17 protein-coding genes are annotated in these 17,363 nt (G+C 71.2%); 3 read left to right on the top strand and 14 right to left on the bottom strand.

Annotation, left to right across the window (positions count from 1 at the left end; translation table 11 throughout):
* Nucleotide 1 precedes the first annotated feature (1 nt).
* Together AB0H93_RS32985 and AB0H93_RS32980 are read left to right on the top strand one after the other, a co-directional pair.
* Nucleotides 2-1,054: a type III polyketide synthase gene (locus tag AB0H93_RS32985; RefSeq protein ID WP_358578092.1), complete on the top strand. Its 1,053-nt coding sequence runs from the start codon at nucleotides 2-4 to the stop codon at nucleotides 1,052-1,054.
* Entirely contained in the window at nucleotides 999-1,721 is a 723-nt protein-coding gene (locus tag AB0H93_RS32980; RefSeq protein WP_358578089.1) for an alpha/beta hydrolase fold domain-containing protein, read from the top strand. Before AB0H93_RS32985 ends, AB0H93_RS32980 begins: the two co-directional genes overlap by 56 nt.
* 27 nt (nucleotides 1,722-1,748) lie before the next feature.
* On the opposite strand, the gene AB0H93_RS32975 is transcribed toward AB0H93_RS32980, so the two are convergent.
* The 4 genes from AB0H93_RS32975 to AB0H93_RS32960 all read right to left on the bottom strand — a co-directional run bounded on the left by AB0H93_RS32975 (nucleotide 1,749) and on the right by AB0H93_RS32960 (nucleotide 6,769).
* Entirely contained in the window at nucleotides 1,749-2,768 is a 1,020-nt protein-coding gene (locus AB0H93_RS32975) for a Tn3 family transposase (RefSeq protein ID WP_358578123.1), read from the bottom strand.
* A gap of 42 nt (nucleotides 2,769-2,810) precedes the next feature.
* Nucleotides 2,811-5,393 carry a PEP/pyruvate-binding domain-containing protein gene (locus AB0H93_RS32970; protein WP_358578086.1) on the bottom strand — a complete coding sequence of 861 codons (2,583 nt, stop codon included), beginning with the start codon at nucleotides 5,391-5,393 and terminating at the stop codon, nucleotides 2,811-2,813.
* 11 nt (nucleotides 5,394-5,404) lie between these two features.
* Nucleotides 5,405-6,133 carry a TetR/AcrR family transcriptional regulator gene (locus tag AB0H93_RS32965; protein ID WP_358578084.1) on the bottom strand — a complete coding sequence of 243 codons (729 nt, stop codon included), beginning with the start codon at nucleotides 6,131-6,133 and terminating at the stop codon, nucleotides 5,405-5,407.
* A 177-nt stretch (nucleotides 6,134-6,310) separates the two neighbouring features.
* Nucleotides 6,311-6,769, bottom strand: coding sequence for an alpha/beta hydrolase (locus AB0H93_RS32960; RefSeq protein WP_358578082.1), 459 nt, complete (start codon nucleotides 6,767-6,769; stop codon nucleotides 6,311-6,313).
* A gap of 14 nt (nucleotides 6,770-6,783) precedes the next feature.
* On the opposite strand from AB0H93_RS32960, the gene AB0H93_RS32955 reads away from it, so the two are divergent.
* Nucleotides 6,784-7,311: a PadR family transcriptional regulator gene (locus AB0H93_RS32955; protein WP_358578080.1), complete on the top strand. Its 528-nt coding sequence runs from the start codon at nucleotides 6,784-6,786 to the stop codon at nucleotides 7,309-7,311.
* Between the two features lie 19 nt (nucleotides 7,312-7,330).
* Here the strand turns inward: AB0H93_RS32955 and AB0H93_RS32950 are convergent, their stop codons facing one another.
* From AB0H93_RS32950 to AB0H93_RS32905, 10 genes are read right to left on the bottom strand one after another with little or no spacing between them, the layout of a single operon-like run.
* Entirely contained in the window at nucleotides 7,331-8,158 is an 828-nt protein-coding gene (locus AB0H93_RS32950) for an IclR family transcriptional regulator C-terminal domain-containing protein (RefSeq protein ID WP_358578078.1), read from the bottom strand.
* Between the two features lie 2 nt (nucleotides 8,159-8,160).
* Nucleotides 8,161-8,667: a 2-oxo-4-hydroxy-4-carboxy-5-ureidoimidazoline decarboxylase gene (gene uraD / locus AB0H93_RS32945; RefSeq protein ID WP_358578075.1), complete on the bottom strand. Its 507-nt coding sequence runs from the start codon at nucleotides 8,665-8,667 to the stop codon at nucleotides 8,161-8,163.
* Nucleotides 8,664-9,959, bottom strand: coding sequence for a hypothetical protein (locus AB0H93_RS32940; protein WP_358578072.1), 1,296 nt, complete (start codon nucleotides 9,957-9,959; stop codon nucleotides 8,664-8,666). Before AB0H93_RS32940 ends, uraD begins: the two co-directional genes overlap by 4 nt.
* 20 nt (nucleotides 9,960-9,979) lie before the next feature.
* Nucleotides 9,980-10,906: a TIM barrel protein gene (locus AB0H93_RS32935; RefSeq protein ID WP_358578070.1), complete on the bottom strand. Its 927-nt coding sequence runs from the start codon at nucleotides 10,904-10,906 to the stop codon at nucleotides 9,980-9,982.
* Nucleotides 10,906-11,979, bottom strand: coding sequence for a sugar phosphate isomerase/epimerase family protein (locus AB0H93_RS32930; protein ID WP_358578067.1), 1,074 nt, complete (start codon nucleotides 11,977-11,979; stop codon nucleotides 10,906-10,908). The genes AB0H93_RS32935 and AB0H93_RS32930 overlap by 1 nt, the downstream gene beginning before the upstream one ends.
* Nucleotides 11,980-11,990: 11 nt before the next feature.
* A complete protein-coding gene (locus AB0H93_RS32925; RefSeq protein WP_358578065.1) occupies nucleotides 11,991-12,761 on the bottom strand; it encodes an ATP-binding cassette domain-containing protein in 771 nt (256 codons plus the stop codon).
* Nucleotides 12,758-13,735 carry an ABC transporter ATP-binding protein gene (locus AB0H93_RS32920; RefSeq protein WP_358578062.1) on the bottom strand — a complete coding sequence of 326 codons (978 nt, stop codon included), beginning with the start codon at nucleotides 13,733-13,735 and terminating at the stop codon, nucleotides 12,758-12,760. The genes AB0H93_RS32925 and AB0H93_RS32920 overlap by 4 nt, the downstream gene beginning before the upstream one ends.
* An 8-nt stretch (nucleotides 13,736-13,743) precedes the next feature.
* Nucleotides 13,744-14,586: an ABC transporter permease gene (locus tag AB0H93_RS32915; protein ID WP_358578060.1), complete on the bottom strand. Its 843-nt coding sequence runs from the start codon at nucleotides 14,584-14,586 to the stop codon at nucleotides 13,744-13,746.
* 5 nt (nucleotides 14,587-14,591) lie between these two features.
* On the bottom strand, nucleotides 14,592-15,626 hold the full coding sequence (locus AB0H93_RS32910; RefSeq protein ID WP_358578057.1) for an ABC transporter permease: 1,035 nt from the start codon (nucleotides 15,624-15,626) through the stop codon (nucleotides 14,592-14,594).
* Entirely contained in the window at nucleotides 15,623-17,212 is a 1,590-nt protein-coding gene (locus AB0H93_RS32905; RefSeq protein ID WP_358578054.1) for an ABC transporter substrate-binding protein, read from the bottom strand. The genes AB0H93_RS32910 and AB0H93_RS32905 overlap by 4 nt, the downstream gene beginning before the upstream one ends.
* Nucleotides 17,213-17,363 lie beyond the last annotated feature (151 nt).

Here is a 17,363-nt window from a genome sequence, read left to right as displayed (position 1 = left end):
AGTGCCCATCGTCTCCCGCCCCGTCGTGGGGCTACCGCCCCACGTGCTGGACCAAAGTGAAGTCCTGGCCCATTTGACACGCCGCCTGCGGGGCAACCCGAAGATCGCCGCCATCCGACGAGTGCTGGAAAACACCACCGTGCGGTCCCGGCGCGCCGTCATCCCGCTGGACCAGATCGTCGCGCACACGGGCCTGAGCAAACGGAATCGTCTTCACCTCGAACACGCCGTCGGACTGGCCACCAACACCGCCCTCGACGCCCTGGACGCAGCCAACTGCACCGCGAACGACATTGATGCGCTGGTGGTTGCCAACTGCACCGGTCACGCCCTACCTGGCGTGGACGCACATCTGGTCAACACACTCGGACTGCGCCCCACCGTACGCCGCATGCCCATCGCCCAGATGGGCTGTGCTGGCGGTGCCTACGCGCTCGCCCGGGCCGCTCAGGACCTCGCGGCTCACCCCGACGCAACCCACGTCCTGGTTGTTGCGGTGGAACTCCCTTCCTTGTCCTACCAAGCGGACGACCTCACCATTTCCAGCCTCGTCTCCGGCGCTTTGTTCGGGGATGCGTGCGCGGCCACTGTGGTCTCGGCCGACGACACCCGCAGCGGCCTACGCCTAGGTGCCGCCTGGGAGTACCTTCTACCGGCTTCCCTCGACGACATGGTCTACCGCGTCGACGAGGCGGGCTTTCACTTCGACACCCTGCCATCCGTCACTGACTGCATAATCAAAACCGTGCCGCATCTGGCGGCGTGGCTCCGAACGAACAGCCCCGACCCGCAATGGGCCCCGCAGTTCCTCATCTCCCACACCGGCGGCCCCAAGATCATGGACGCGCTCAGGGACGGACTCGGCTGTTCCGAAGAACTGTTCGCCTTTTCCCGTGCCAGTCTTCGCGAACTCGGCAATACCGCCAGTGTCGCCGTCCTGGACGTCCTCGCCCGAACTTGGCACCAAGCGAGCGCGCACCCAGCGGCAACTGGGCTGCTTGTCGGCTTCGGACCGGGCGTCACCACCGTCGCCATCCGCGCTTCGTGGAATTGAGAAGCCCCGCCACCACTCGGTACCGCCTGGTAGCGATCGAGGGGACGCGCGCAACCAGCAGCTCGCGGATGCTCTCGGAATCGTCGTCGTGAGCGTGGACTACCGACTCGCTCCTGTACATCCCTGGCCGGCCGCGCCCGACGACTGCGAAACAGCGGCACTGTGGCTCCTGGAGCACGCCGAGGCTCGCTTCGGCACGACACGGCTGGCGATCGGCGGCTTTTCGGCGGGAGCCACGCGTGCCATGACGACACTGCTGCGCCTTCGCGATCGCGGTGTCGTCGACTCGTTCGCCGGTGCCGCGCTGCAGTTCGGCACGTACGACATGAGTGGTCTGACCCCGGCAGGTCGGTTGATCGCTGAAGAGTACTTCATCCAGGCCTATGCCGGTCATGTGACCGACCGCACCGCTCCGGACATCTCCCCGGTCTATGGCGACCTGCGCGGCCTGCCTCCGCTTGTGATGGTCGCCGGCAGTGTGGACGTCCTGCTGGAGGACAACATGGCCATGGCGGCCCGAGTGTCAGCAGCCGGCGGCGAAGTCGACCTCCGGATCTACCCGGAAGCACGGCACGGCTTCGCCTCCCGTTCGACAGGCATGGCCAAAGCCGCGCTGTGCGACATCGAGTGTTGGCTTGCGGACCGCTTTTCTGCGGCGTCTAGCTGACGTTGGTCGTCAACAGCTCAACGTGCGTCACCGACTGGCTTCGAGCTTGGCTGCGGCCGATCCAGCCCGCTGGATCGGCCGATGGCCACGCGAGACCCGCCGCGCGGGGCTGGCGAGCGGCTCCGCCGTAGGCGTGATGTCGCCGGGGAACAGTGCGCCCGGCACCAGGTCCAGCGTGGTGACCGGCAGGGTGTCCGGCGGGGACAGGTCCAGCACCCAGTCGCCGAACCGGCGGATGGTGTGGGTGATGTACGGGGAGATCGTGGCCAGATCGTCGGCGTCGATCGGATGCCCGTCACGGGCCAGCGCGTTCGCGACGGCGGTGATGTCGCAGGCGTTGGAGTAGATCACGCAGTTGGCGAGCAGCTCTTTGAACTTGATGATCTTCTCCTGGTAGTCCGGGTCGTTGCGCCCGATCGCCTCCCCGCCGAAGCGCAGCCAGGCGGAGAACCCGTGGAACGCCTCGGCCTTGTTGGTGATCGCGGTGATCTGCTCGCGCAACTGCGCGTCGGCGAGGAACCGCAGCAGCATGATCGTGCGGATCACTCGCCCCAGCTCCCGGAATGCCCGGTAGAGCCGGTTCTTGCGGGAGTTGTTGCCCAGTCGGCGCAGCAGCGTCACCGACGACAGGCGGCCCTTGCTGATCGAGATCGCGGTGCGCAGCAGGTCCGTCCAGTGCGTCTCGATCAGGCCCCAGTCGATCACGTTGTCGCCGAACAGCGAGTCGATGTGCTCGAAGCCTGTGTCCGCGCTGGGTCGGTAGAAGTTCAGGTCGGCCCAGTTGCGGATGCGCGGGAGCAGGTCAAAGCCGAGTAGCGCCGCGAACACCGGGAGCGACTGGCCCTGGGTGTCTGCGTGGATGGTGTCGGGCTGGACGTCGGAATCGTTGCGCAGCAACCCTTCGATGATGTACACGGCCTCCCACACCCCGCAGGGAATGAAGTGGCTGAAGAGCGCGATGTAGGTGTCGGAGATGTGCCGATAGGCGATCCCGCCGTACCCGCCGTAACGGATGTGGGACTCGGCGAGGATGTTGTTCTCCCACATCCTGATCAAGGCCGTCAACGAGCAGGTCAGGAACCCCAGGGCTTAGCGCCGGTTTTCGTCCCGATGTTCCTCAACCCCCGAATCGGCGGTCAGGACCTCGACGGTTCCCGCGGCGCCGTCCACCCGCACTCGATCACCGCTGCGCAGCCGCGTCGTGGCGTTGCCGCAGCCCACCACGGCCGGAATCCCCAGCTCCCGGGCCACGATCGCGGCATGCGACAGCGGCGCACCCACGTCCGTCACCACCGCCGCGGCCCGCGGGAACAACGGTGTCCACCCCACGTTCGTCACCGTCGTCACCAGGACCTCGCCCGGCCGCAACGAATCGCCCTCGTCGACCGAGGTCAGCACGCGCGCCGCGCCCTCGACGACACCGGCCGCGCCGGCGAAACCGCGCACCGAGTGCGACACCGGCGCCAACGCCACCGACTCGTCGAACACGTCCATCCGCCGATCCGGCAGGGTCGACCACCGCACCGGGTCGAAATGCCCCCGGACCAACGTCGGGTACGGCCCCAACGCCGCATACGCCCGGTAGGTCTGCCGCCGGTCCGCAACCGCCCCCAACGGCTCCCGCGAACCACCCAGCACCGCCAGGACCTCCTCGATCCGCAAGAAGAACAGGTCCTCGCCGCACCCGGTCAGCTCGCCGGCGCGCAACACGAAGGCCCGCAGCACCCAGAACGCCCGGATCAACTCCGAACGCGCCGCCTCCCGGCCCCGAGCGGCCCGCGCGGCCCCGGCGATCCGGCGCCGCAACCGCCTCTCCTTGCCCGGGTGGCGCGACCGCAGCCGCGCCCACGCCGCATCCCGCGCGCGTTGCTGCCGCGCCAGCAACTCCGCCGGATCCGCCGCCGACCGCAACCCCGCCAGCTGCCGGTCGATCCACTCCGGATCCTCGGCGGGCCGGGGCGCGGACACCTCGAACTCGTCCGGGCACCGGTGCCCCCACGACCGCGCGAACGTGTCCCGGTCGATCTCCCCGCGCGCCAGCTCGCCCAGCCCCATCACCGGCCCCAGGCTCGCCAGCGCATCGCCGCCGGCGCTGAGCCCGGTCAGCAACGCGTTCGCGTCCTCCTCGCCGACCAGCTTCAGCAGCCGCGGCCGAATCCGCACCAGACCCGCGCCGTCCAACCGCGCCCCGGCCGCCAGCATCCGGCTGGAATCCCGCAGCAACGGCTCCACGTCCGAACGCCACAACGCCCGCAACTCCCCGGCGTCACCGGCCGCGGCGATCCGTTCGTGCAACCGTGCGCACCGATCCGGCGAGGACGCCAGCAGTTCCGGCAGCCGCCGCTGGTACGCCGCGACGCGGCGCAGGAACGGCAACGCGCTCGCCAGCGCCGACCGCACCACCCGCCACCGCGACATCGGCAGCGCCGGAACCGCCACATCCGCGGGGATGCGCCCGAATGCCTGCTCGCTGGCGGAGCGCACCAGCGAACCCAGCCCGAGCGCGTTGCCCACGGCGAACGTCAAGCTCAGGTTCAGGTAGAAGCGGCCGCCGATGTTGCCCGACAGCCGGTGCGGCCCGACCCGCGACAGCGCCATCGTCTCCGACATGAAGATCTCCACCAGCGACCACGTGCACGGCGTCATCACGCTCGGGATCGCCTCACCGAGATTCGCGCACGTCCACAGGTAATCCCCGCCGAGGCTGTCGTTCCACGTCTCCACCGGGCGGTCTCGCAGCCCCGTGATCGGCCGCGCCTGCACCACCCAGAACCGGCCGTCCCGGGCGGCCCACTCCACGTCCATCGGCCGCCCGTACAGCTCCTCGATCCGCACCGCCAGCGCCGCCAGCTCACCGGCCTCGGCGGGGGAGAGGACCGGGACGTCCCGGCGCCCCTCCGGCACCGGTTCTTCCCTGGTGCCCTCGGCGGTGCGCACCGTCATCACCGCCTTGTCGCCGACGACCTGCTCGCGCACCCGGCCGTCGCGCGCCACCACGTAGGTGTCCGGCGTGACCTGGCCGCCCACGATCGACTCGCCCAGCCCCCATGCGGCGTTCACCAGGACGTCCTCGCCGGCGCCGGTCACCGGGTCCCGGGTGAACAACACCCCGGCGGCCTCCGCGGGCACCAGCTCCTGCACCACGACCGCCAGCGCCACCTCGTCGGCGGCCACCCCGTTGCGCAGCCGGTAGTCGATGGCCCGCGCGGTCCACAACGACGCCCAGCAGCGCCGCACGGCATCCAGCACCGCAGCCTCGCCGCGGATGTTGAGGTACGTGTCCTGCTGACCCGCGAACGACATCTCCGGCAGGTCCTCGGCGGTCGCCGACGACCGCACCGCCACCGGAACGTCCTCGCCCATCCCGGCATACGCCGCCCCGACCGCCTCCGCGATCTCCGCGGGCACCGGCGACTCGGCGAACCACTGCTGGATCTTCTCCGACGCCGCCTGCGCGGTTTCGGGCCGGTCCGGATCGACCTCCGCCACCGCCGCCAGGATCCGCTCCTGCAAACCCGCGGTGGCCGCGAAATCCCGGTACGCCACCGTCGTGACGTCGAACCCCGGCGGCACCGGCAACCCCGCGCCCGCCAGCCGCGCCAGCGACGCACCCTTGCCACCGACCAGCGCCAAATCCGCGTCGGCGGCATCCAACGGCACTACAACAGACACCGGAACACCCCTCATTCCCCAGCACCCAACAGGGCCCGGTACTTCGCTTCCGCATTGCTCAAGGACTCGTCCAGGTACGACACCGTGGCCGCCGCGAGATCCCGGGCGTCCTCCGAAGTGGACTCCCGCCCGGCCGCCAGCGCCCGGCACGCCGTCTCGGCGAGCAACTGCGCACGCGTCTCGTCGGAGACCGCGAACTCGGCCGGAACCAGCGGCGGTGCCAGGAAGAACCCGAGGAACACCGAGCTGACCAGCTGCACCAGCTCGGCCAGCCCCAGGTCTGTGCGGATCAGGCCCCGCTCGTGCAGCACCTCCAGGTACCGCACGAAATCGCTGCGCAACGCGTCCCCGGCCTGGGCCGCCTTCTCGGTGCGGGCCAGCTTGCCGATCACGTCCATGTCCCGCGTCAGCACGGCCATGAGCAGGGGATGCCGCTGGTAGACCAGCGCCGTGTGCAGCAGCAGGTCGTGCAGCGACGGCTGCTGCGAGGACTCGACCACCCGCCGCCGGACCTCGGTCAGCAGCCCGACCCGTTCCCGCCGCAGCAGGACCAGGAACAGCCGCTCCCGGTTCTTCCAGTGCAGGTGGATCGTCCCCTTCGAGACCCCCGCCACCCGGGCGACATCGTCCAAAGTGGTCTTGTCGTAACCCCAGCGCAGGATCAACTCGGCAGCGGCATCCAGAATCCGCTGCCCGCGCTGCCGGCGTTCGAGGGAACGATCCCGAGCACCATCCGCCACCCAAGCCTCCACGATGTTCTACACATATTTGACCGGATTTACTCATCCGGTCATGAGTGCACAAGCTACGCCTGCCGCACGGAGGTGACAAGCAGGAGGGGGCGGCTATTTACGCGCTCTTGATGCCCGGCGAGCCGGGAGCGGGGGGCAGGCGGGAGGAGTGGAACGAGGCGACGATCAGCCGGTGAGTTCGTCGAGGAACCGCCGCACCACCGCCGCGAACCTGTCGGGATGGGTGAGGTGCAGGTCGTGGCCCGCGCCCTCGATGGTGACCAGCTCGGTGTTGGCCCGCCGCCGGAGCATGTCCGCGCCGTGCGCGGGCGGGATCAGCGGACTGTCCTCGCCTCGGATCAGCAACAGGGGCTGCTCGCCGCCGGCCCAGTCGTCCCACCACGCGCCGCACACGCCGCGCTTGACCTCCGCCATGTCCGCCGCGTCCCACAGGAAGCGCCAGCCCTGCTCGTCCTCGACGGCGCTTTCGTCGAAGTGCTCGACCGCGCCGAACGGCGCGACGGCACGCCGAATTCCCTCGCGCAGCGCCTGCAGGCTGGCGAAGTGCCTCGGCAGGCGGGCGATCGCGGTGTCCTCGGGAACGGAGACCTCGGCCCCGACATCCACCACGACCGCCGTCGCCACCAGTTCAGGCCTGCGTGCTGACGTTGTGCATCCTCGGTTTCCTCTACGAGGAACCCCTGCACGCCTACGACCTGCGACAGCGCATCTCCGGGCTCAGCGGGCACATCCGGCCGCTCAGCGACGGCGCGCTGTACCCGGCGCTCAACCGCCTGCAGGCCGCCGGGCACCTCACCAAGCACGCCGAGCGCGGCACCGGCGCCACCCCGCGCAACGTCCTCACCCTCACCGACAGCGGCCGCGCGGAACTGCTGCGCCGACTGCGCGAACCGGCCGAGGTCGAAATCACCGACCGCAACTCGTTCCTGATCCTGCTGGCGTTCCTGCGCTTCCTGCCGGACCCGGCCGACCAGGCCCAGGTGCTGCGCCGCCGGCTGGCCTTCATGGACCAGCCGGCCAGCTACTTCTACGACCAGGGCCGGCCGCTGCGCGCCGCCGACATGCCCGACCGCTTCCGCCGGGGAATGCTCACCCTCGCCGGCGCGACCAGCCGGGCGGACCGCGACTGGCTCGACCGGACCATCGCCGAGCTGGACCCGCGGTAGCGCGGCCCGGCTGCGCGGCTCAGGGCCTGGTTCGGGGGGTTCCGGTCAGGTCGGCGTGGATCAGGTCCGCCGTGTTCGTCACCTGCGGGATCACGTCGTGCTGCATGGCCGCCGCGGTCTGGCGGCCGCTGTGCAGCGAGACGCTCACCGCCGCCGTGACGCGGCCGTCCTGATCGGCGACCGGGGCCGCCGCGCCGCGGAGTTCGTCGTCGAGCTCGCTGTCGGCCAGCGCCCAGCCCTGGCCGCGGATCTCGGCCAGGCGATCGCGGAACACCCGCTCGGACGTGGTGCCCGCGGCCCGGTCCAGCGTCGTTTCGGCGAGGGCCTTGTCCAGCGCGGCGGGCGGCAGGTTGGCGAGCAGGACCCGGCCGGCGGCGGTCGCGGGCGCGGGGAATCGGGTGCCGAGGTTGATCCGGACCGCGGTCAGCCGCGGGCACATCGCTATCGCGACGTAGAGGATCTCCGCGCCGTCGAGCACCGCGAGCCCGGCGGTCTCGCCGAGCCGGCCGGACAGCGTTTCCAGGTGCGGCCGGGCGATGTCGCGCAGCGGCATGCTGGAGAGGTAGCTGTAGCCGAGTTGCAGCACCTTGGGGGCCAGCCGGAACGTGCGGGCGTCCTCGGAGGTGAGGAAGCCGAGGTCGCGCAGGGTCAGCATCAGCCGCCGGGTCGTGGCGCGGCTCAGCCCCGTCAGCTCGCCGGCCTCGGTGAAGTTCAGCTCGGGACGAGCGGCGGTGAAGGCCTGCAGGACGGCCATTCCCCGTTCCACGGCGGTGACGAAGTACGGTGCCGCCTGGTCCTGCTCGTCCACCACAACCTCCGGCGCGGGCGCATCGTGTGCAATCTGCACGCTCAGCGTACCGCTTCGAGGATTCGGCCGAGCCGCAGCTCGACGATCTTGCGCAGCTCCGCGCGAGCCGTCCGCAGTTCGGCCGCCTCGTCCTGGCGCAGCCGGCGGACGAGGTCGTCCCGGATCCCGGCGGCGGACAGCCCGGCCGCGCAGACCAGGTAGACATAGCCAAACCGCTCCCGGTACCGCCGGTTCAGCTCGGCGAACTCCGCGCGGACCGCGGCGTCCCCACCGAGCACCCCCGACTGCTCCCGGCGCGACCAGCGGCCGGTCACCCGGTCCTCGCCGGGGTCGACGCCGATCGGATCGTGCCGGGAGATCACCTCCACCAGCTCGGCATCGGGCATGCCGTCGAGCAGGCTCGTGCCCGCCGCGATCAGCGCCGATGCGGACGGAAAAGGGCGCCGGACGGCCAAGTCCCGCGACCAGCGCGCCGACGGGCAGCACGCACGCAGTGCATCACGGGCCGCATCTGCGGGCAACGCGTTGAGGATCGCGATGCCGCTCACCGCTCGTTCGCCGATCGCACGCCGGAGAGCGTCTCCCGGCACAGCCGGGTGGCTTCGTCCGAGGTGAGCCAGCGCGGGTAGCTGGTGATCCGCTCCACCGCCGAGTCCAACGCGGCGCGCACCGCCCGGACTTCCTCGCCGGTGAGCTCCTCGCCCAGCGACCTGCCCAGCTCGCGGGCCATCGCGTCGTTGCTGAGGCTGTCCCAGACCCAGCGCATCCGGGAACCGATGACCGACGGGTCGACGCAGGCGGAGACCGGGGGGAACGCATCGGTTCCCTGACGCAGGCAGGACAGCACGTCACCGGGCATGTGCCGGAGGAACGCGTACTCGCCGACCAGCGGCTTCAGCGGCGGGATCGGCAGCCCCATCTCGGCGGCCACGAGGTCGGCCAGCGGCGTGAGCCGGTCCAGCCGGATGCCGGTGTCGACGCCGTAGAGGAATTCGAGGCTGGTGACCACCTCTTCCAGCGGCGCGAACCCGGCGCGGTAGGAGACCCCGGCGACCGAGACGTCCGGGGACGCCCCGGCGGTGGCGGCGGCGATCGCCCCGGCCGTGGCCAGCCCGAAGTCGTCGTGCACGTGCATCGTCACCGGGACGTCGCGCACCAGGGCGGCGCGGTAGCGAGTGATGAACACCTTCATGGCCTCCGGCGCGAGACTGCTGGTGGAGTCCATCAGGTCGATCCGCCGCGCGCCGAGCGCGATCGCGACGTTGGACACCTCGACGAGGCTGTCCCAGTCGCGCCTGCCCACGTGCGCGAGCGTGATCGTGACGTCCATCCCCAGCTCGCGGGCCAGCTCGAAGAAGTCGGCGAGCTCCTCCAACTGGTGCTTCTGCGCTTCCTTCGACGGCGCCTGCACGATGCCCGGCGCCAGCACGCGAACGCCGAGATCGGCCAGCAGCCGGGCCGTCTCGCGGGCCGTCACCGGCTGCCGGTTCACCCCGTCCGACAGCAGCGTGTCCGCGTAGACGTTGAGCCGGAACCCGAAGTCGCGGCCCGCGATGGCCCGGCAGAGTTCGAGTTCGCGGGGGATCGGGGCGCTGCCGCCGCCCCAGTTGATGTTGAGGCTCTCCTCCTTGACGCCGGCGTCCGCGAGCGCTTCGGCGATGCGCAGGAAACCGTCGATCGTGGTGGTCGCCCCGGCGGTGAACAACGCCTTGCGCAACGTGCTGTCGATCAGCTCGAACGGATCGGGCCAGCGGAAACCGCCCTGCACCTCGGGGTCGAAGTTCACCGGGCTGACCCAGTGGCTGCCCTCGCGGCGGTGCGTCTTGTCGGGATTGGGCATGCGACCCTCCTCGGGGTCTGTCATCGGGGCAGCGCGTCGAGCGCCGCCGTGAGGCGAACGCCGAGGTCGGAGACCGGCGCGCGGTCCGCCGCGGCGTTGGCCGCCAGCGCCGCGAGCTCGACGCAGGTCGCGTCGGGCTGCGCGGCGAGCCAGGCCTGGTCGAAGTACGGCAGCTCCAGCTCGGCGCGGTGGAAGTCCAGGACCAGCCGGGCGTCCTCCGGCAGCAGGCGCGGCCAGTCGAGAATTCCCCGCCCCAGCGGGCACACCCGGCGCGCCAGGCCGCGCGAGGTCCGGCACAGCCAGGCATCGTCGAGGTGGATCGCGCGGACGTGCGGCGCGACGCGGCGGGCGGCGGCCACCGGATCTTCCAGCCGGACCACCACGTTCACCGGGTCGAAGGCGACGCCCAGCACGTCCGGGCCGACGGACTCCACGAGCCGGACGATCTCGAAGGTGGTGATCTCCTCGTGCGTCTTGATCAGCAGCCTGCTGCCCGCGTAGCGCAACGCGGGCGCCAGCCGCGCCAGCAGATCACCGGTGGCGCGCAGCTGCTCCGGCCACGGGATCGCGGGGTCGAAGCGGTCCGCCTCGACGCCCACGACCGCGGTCAGCTCGTGCACGCCGAGCGCGGCGGCCGACGCCACCGTCCGGCCGAATCCGCGCAGCAGATCGCCCGACCCCGCCGCGAGCAGCTCGGCGGCCCGGTCCAGGCGGTAGGCGTTGATCATGCCCACCCCGAGCGACACGGAGACCTGCCGATCGGCGGCGAACGCCGCGAACTCCGCCAGCTCCCGCGTCTCGTGCCGCGCGGAAATGGCCGTCACCGAAGGGAAGTGGACACCGCCGAAGCCCAGTTCGCGGGCCTTCCCGACCGCCTCGGCCGGATCGGCCGGGGCGCCCGGGAGGTCGCGCGCGCAGATCTCCACGCGCCCCCGCGCGGCGATCATCACGCCGTCACCGGCAGGTCCGCGGCCGCGCACACCGACCGCAGGTGCTCGGCGCTGCGCCGGATGTAGGCCACGGTTTCGGCGTAGCCGTAGGGCTGTTCGGCGTAGTCCTGCCTGGTGGGCAGCTCGCCGCCGCGGATCCGCTGCTCGTAGCCGTGCACCATCTCCAGGTACGCGGCCATCTCCTCGACCGTCAGGTCCGGGTGCCCGGCGAGGAACTCCGGGGAGTAGATCTCGATGAGGATGGGCTTGCGCGGCCGCGGCCGGTCGTCCAGCGACTCGTCGTTCTCGATCGTCAGGTGCAGAGCCGGGTTGGCCGCCGCGAGGATCGGCAGCAACGCCGCGAAGTCCACCACGCCGGAGCCGCACGGGCGCATCTGGTACGCGAGCTCACCGGACTCGTGCGCGATCAGGGCGTCCTTGATGTGCGTCTGGCGGACGTAGGGCGCGACCCGCCGCGCTGCCCACACCGGGTGTTCCACGCGTTGCAGGACGTTCGCCGTGTCGAACACGATTCCCGCGACGTCGGCGCCGACCGATTCCACCAGGCGCACCAGCTCGAACGTGGTGATCTCCTCGTGCGTCTCCAGGTTCAGGTGGATGCCGAGATCCCGCGCGATCGGCGCGAGCCGGTGCAGGAGCCGGTCGGTGGCGGCGAGCTGCTCGTCCCAGGTCACGTCCGTGCGGAAGCGGTCGTAGGCCCACCGGCCGCGGAACGCCGGCTTGTAGTTGGCCGTCGCCACCCACAGCTCCCGGCAGTCGATCGCCGCGCAGGCCTCCATCATGCGCCGGAACCCCAGCAGCACGTCGCCGTCGCCGACCGCGCGCAGCTCCGGGGCTTCGGCGAGCGCATAGGGGTTGACCTTGCCGAGCCCGGTCTCCAGGTACATGCCGAGCTCGTCGGCGCGCTGCCGGATCGCCCCGAGTTCGCCGGGGTCGAGGGTCGGGCTCATGTCCAGCACGGTCCGGAAGAACAGCCCCGCCATGCCGAGCTCGTGGCCGTGGTCGAGGCTGGCGACCGGCCCGCGCTTGGCGCTCTCGGGGATCTTCCGGCCGTCTACTCCGATTCGCATCCGGCGTCCTCTCATCGTGCGATCGTGGGATCGGGAATGGGCACCGCGTCCAGCAGCGCGCGGGTGTACTCGTGGCGCGGCGCGCCGAAAACCTGCTCGCGCGGACCGGACTCGACGATCTCGCCGCGCGAGATGACCGCGATCCGGGTGCAGAGGTGGCCGACCACGGCGAGGTCGTGCGCGATGAACAGCACCGCCAGCCCCAGCTCCGCCTGCATGTCCGCGAGCAGGTTGATCACCTGCGCCTGCACCGAAACGTCCAATGCGGACACCGGTTCGTCGCAGACCAGCAGGCGCGGTCGCACCGCCAGCGCCCGTGCGATGGCGATGCGCTGCCGCTGCCCGCCGGAGAACGAGCCGGGGCGGCGGCCCATGTCCGAGGGGTCCAGCCCGACCATCGACAGCAGCTCGGCCACGCGGTCCCGGCGGCCGGCCCGGGACCGCTCCAGCCCGTGCACGAGCATGCCCTCGGAGACCAGCTGCTCGACCGTCATCCGCGGATTGAGGCTGGCGTGCGGATCCTGGAACACCATCTGCACTTCCCGGCGGAACCGCTTGCGCTGCGCCCGGTCCGCGCGGATCACGTCGATGCCGTCGTAGCGGATCTCGCCGCTGTCCGGGCGTTCCAGCCGCAGCACGCACTTCAGCAGCGTGGACTTCCCGGACCCGGATTCGCCGACCAGACCGACGGTTTCGCCCTCGCCCACGGCGAGGTCGACGGCGCGCAGGGCGCGCGTGCCGCGGAAGTCCTTGGTCACCGCGCGTACGTCGAGCAAGGTCATGGGCGGGCCTCCGCATCATCGCCGAGCAGGTGGCAGGCGGCGACGCCGTGCTCCAGCGCACGCGGCCGCGGGATCTCGGTGCTGCACCGGTCCACGCGCACCTCGCACCGGGGGTGGAACGCGCAGCCCGCGGGGCGGGCGGACGGCGTCGGCGGAACACCCGGGATCGACGCCAACCGCTGCGTCTCCCGATCGATCCGCGGCACCGCGCGCAGCAGACCCGAGGTGTAGGGGTGGGCGGGTTGCGCGTAGAGCGGCCGCACCGGCCGTTCCTCGGCCTTGCGGCCCGCGTACATCACGACGACCCGCTCGGCGAAACCCGCGACCAGCCCCAGGTCGTGAGTGATGAGCAGGACCGCCAGCCCGCGGCGGCGGCACACGTCGTCCAGCAGCGCCAGCACCTGCTGCTGCACCCGCACATCCAGCGCCGTGGTCGGCTCGTCGGCGATCAGCAGCTCGGGCTCGCCGATCAGGGCCATCGCGAGCACCACGCGCTGACGCATCCCACCGGAGAACTCGTGCGGGTAGGCCCGCAACCGCTGCGCGGCCCGGTCGACGCCGAGCTCGTCCAGCAGCTCCCGGGCCCGGTTCAGCGCGGTCCGCCGCGGAACTCCCTTCAGCAGCAGCGGTTCGGCGATCTGCCTGCCGATCGTCTGCAGCGGATTCAGCGCTCCCATCGGATCCTGGAACACCATGCCGACCCGACCGCCCCGCACCCGGGTCAGCTCGGCCTCCCCGCTGGACAGCAGTTCGCTGCCGCCCAGGCGGATCGAGCCGGACAACGCGACGTCGGGATCCAGCTGGAGCACCGACCGGGCCAGCACGGACTTGCCGGAACCGGACTCGCCGACCAGCGCGACCCGGTCACCGGCGGCGAGGGCGAGATCGAAGGAATCCACCAGCGTCACCGGCCCCGCGGGCCCGTCGACCTGGACCGTCAGCCCGCGGATGTCCAGCAGCGGGGTCGCGACCATCGCGGACCTCATTTCTTCCTCAACGCGGGATTGCGGCGGACTTGCAGCAGATCGCCGAGCAGCCCGAAGGACGCCGCGGTGACGGCGATGGCCAGGCCCGGCGCCAGGGCCACCCACCAGGCGGTGGCGATGTAGCCCTTCGCGCCCGAGATCATGGCGCCCCACTCGGCGCTGGGCGGCTGGGCGCCGACGCCGATGAACGACAGCCCCGCCAGCAGCAGCACCGTGAACCCGATGTCGCCCGCCCACTTGACCAGCAGCGCGTCCAGCGAGTTCGGCAGGACGTGGCGCAGCATCAGCCGGGTCCGGGACACCCCGAGCACGCGGGCCCCTGCGACGAACGGCATCGCCATGGTCTCGTGCATCACCCCGCGCAACAGCCGCGCGGTCATCGGCCAGCCGGCCAGGACCATCGCGATGATCGCGCTCTTGAGGCTCGGCCCCATCGCGGCGGCGAAGCCGAGGGCCACGACCATCCCTGGCAGCGCCAGCGCGATGTCGGTGACCCGCATCAGCACCTCGTCCAGCCACCGGCCGCCGACGGTGGCCAGCACCGCGACCAGGCAACCGATGGCCGAATAGCTGACCACCACCAGCATCGCGGCCAGCAGCGTTTCGCGCGCCCCGGCCACCAGCCGCCAGAGCACGTCCCGGCCCTGGTCGTCGGTGCCGAACCAGTGCGCCGCGCTGGGCGGTTGCAGGGCTTCCAGCACGTTGGAGCGGAACACCGACTCGGGCGCCAGCGGCGGCCCCAGCAGCGCGGTGGCCACGACCAGGCACACCAGCGCGATCACGATCGCGTCGAGCGTGTTCCACTTCGTCGACCGCGTCGACCTGATGAGTTGCGGCACGATCCTCACCCGCCCATCCGGGTCGAGCGCAGCCGCGGATCCCGCACGAGCTGCACCACATCGGTCACGAGGTTGGCGAGCACGACCAGCACACCGATCGCCGTCACCGTGCCCAGCACCGCGAAGATGTCCCGCTGTTCCACCGCGTTCTGCAGGTAGGCGCCGACACCCGACAGCCCGAAGATCGACTCGACCAGCACCGCGGAGCCGACCAGGATGCCGACCTCGATGCCGGTGAGCGTCAGCACCGGACCCATCGCGTTCGGCACCGCGTGCCCGCGCACCAACCGCCGCATCGGCACCCCTTTGGCCCTGGCGACGGTGATGTGCTCGCGGGCGAGCACGGTCAGCAATTCCGCGCGCAGCAACCGGAACAGCTGCGCGGCGACCGGGACGGCCAGCACCGAGGCGGGCAGCACGAAGTGCTGGAGCGCGTCGTAGAACGCGTAGAGGTCACCGGCCAGCAACGCGTCGAGCATCGCCATGCCCGTGCGCGTCGGGACCTCGACGCCTGCGGAGAACCGGCCGGAGATCGGCAGCATCTCCAGCTTGGTGCCGAGCAGCCACTGCAGCAGCAACCCCAGCCAGAAGGTCGGCAGCCCGGCGGTGATGACGACCAGGATCCGGCTGACCGCGTCGGTGGCCGCGCCGTGCCGCAGCGCCGCGAACGTCGCGGCGGGCAACGCCACCAACAGAGCCAGCAGCAGCGCGAGCACCACCAACTCGGCCGTCGCGGGCAGCACCGCGAGCACATCGCTGAGCACCGGGTGCCGAGTCGCCGTGGATGTGCCGAGATCGCCGTGCACGAGCCGGCCCAGGTAGCGGAAGTACTGCACGATCGCCGGGGCGTCGAGACCGAGCTGCGCGCGGGTGCGCTCGACCTGCGCCGGGGTGGCACCGTCGCCGGCCGCCACCTGCGCCTCGTCGCCCGGGATCAGCTTGATCATCGCGAACACCAGCGTGACCAGCCCGAGCACCGTCAGCAGCGCGGTGCCCAGCCGGCGCGCCAGGAACCAGATCGCCTGTCGTGATCCGCTCATCGGGCGCCTCCCGCGGACAGCCGCAGGTCCGGCACCGACACCCCGGACCCGACCGTGGCCGGGCGCACCCCCGACACCCGGTTCGCGAAGCCGATCGACTTCTCCAGCGTGTACATGGGCAGGGTGATCGCCTGGCGGTCGATCAGCTCCTGCGCCCGCAGGTAGCTCGGGCAGGCCTGCTCGGCGGTGGGACTGGCCAGGGCCTGCTGCAGCAGCGCGTCCAGCTCGGGATCGGCGTAGCCGGAGCGGTTCGTGCCCACCGACTCGGAGTGGTAGCCCCGCACCAGCAGCGCGCCCGGATCGGGGAACTGGGCGAACTCCTCCAGCAGCATCATCTGCGGGATCTTCGACCGGTCCGACAGCCGGCTCAGGTAGTCGGCGAAGGCGATCGGTTCGAGGTTGAGCGTCACCCCGATCTCGGCCAGGTTCGACTGCAGCAGCGTCGCCTCCTGCTTCCACACCGTCGACGACGGCTGGAAGCTCATGGTCAGCGTCAGCTCGCCGATGCCCGCCCGGTCCAGGATCCGCCGCGCCTCCGCGAGGTCGCGATGCGCCGGCGGCAGGTCCGGGCGGCACGACATCGTGTTGGGCAGCGGCCCCGCGGCGACGGATCCCGCACCGCCGCGGAAGGCCCGCAGCGCGCCCTGGTAGTCGTAGGCCAGCTGAATCGCCCTGCGCACCGCGGGATTCGTGGTCGGCCCGTCGACCATGTTGAACACCACCACCGATTCCAGGCTGGTCGGGGAGGTGCGGACGGTGATCCCGTCGGTGCCGTTGAGTGTGGCCGCGTCGGTCGCGGTCAGGGTGGTGGCCACGTCGAGGTTGCCCGCGCGCAGTTCGTCGCGTTGCGTGGCGCTCTCGGTGATCAGCCGGAACGAGAGCTCGTCGGGCCGGGCCGGGTCGAACTCCCAGTAGCCGGGGTGGCGGTGGATGCCGAAGGTGTCGCCCTGCCGCGCCGCGGTGAGCCGGTACGGGCCGCTGCCCGCGTCGTTGGCGGACAGCCAGCTCTGCGCGTCGTCGGTTCCCTCGTTGCGCCGCACCAGGGCGGAGTTGAGGATGTAGATCTTGCTGAGCCCGCCGAGGATCAGCGAATTCGGCTTGGTCAGCCGGATCGTCAGGTGCCCGGCGTCGCGGACCTCGGTGCCCGCGTACCCGGTCAGGTAGGTCGCCGCGCCCCGGGCCAGCCGGGCCGTCCGGTCCAATGTGTACGCGACGTCGGCCGCGGTCAGCGGGGTCCCGTCGTGGAACGTGACGCCCTCGCGCAGCGTGATGTCGACGGAGGTGGCGTCGGGGGAGAGCGCGAAGCCCGACGCGAGCCGGCCCACCAGGCGCTGGTCGGCGTCGTAGGTGACCAGCGTGTCGTAGAGGCCCTGCAGCACCACGTTGGCCTGCTGGTACTCGACGTTGATCGGATCCAGCGAATTGATCTTGTTGTTGTAGGCGACGACGATGTTCCGCCCGTTTCCCGCCGTGGCGCCCGCCCGGCCACCGGCCGTGCACGCCCCGGCCGTGGTGGCGGCCAACGCGAGGGTCACCACCACCGCGGCGAGGCGCCGCGGCCTCGATCTCGCTCCGCTACCGGCCACCTGGGCTCCTTTCGCGAAGACTCCGCATGTACGCTCTACGTACATTCGCTCGCATCGCGTACAAGCTAGCCCGTGTGTAGTTGCCGATGCAATGGGGCGACGAGGTGGTTACCGACCCGAAACGCGCCGAGAACCGCGCGCCCCGCCTTCG

The organism is Saccharopolyspora sp. NPDC050642 (genome assembly GCF_040654735.1).
Classification (GTDB): domain Bacteria; phylum Actinomycetota; class Actinomycetes; order Mycobacteriales; family Pseudonocardiaceae; genus Saccharopolyspora; species Saccharopolyspora elongata.
The sequence above is the reverse complement of the archived record's forward strand: the minus strand, read 5'-3'. Positions and strand labels throughout refer to the sequence as shown.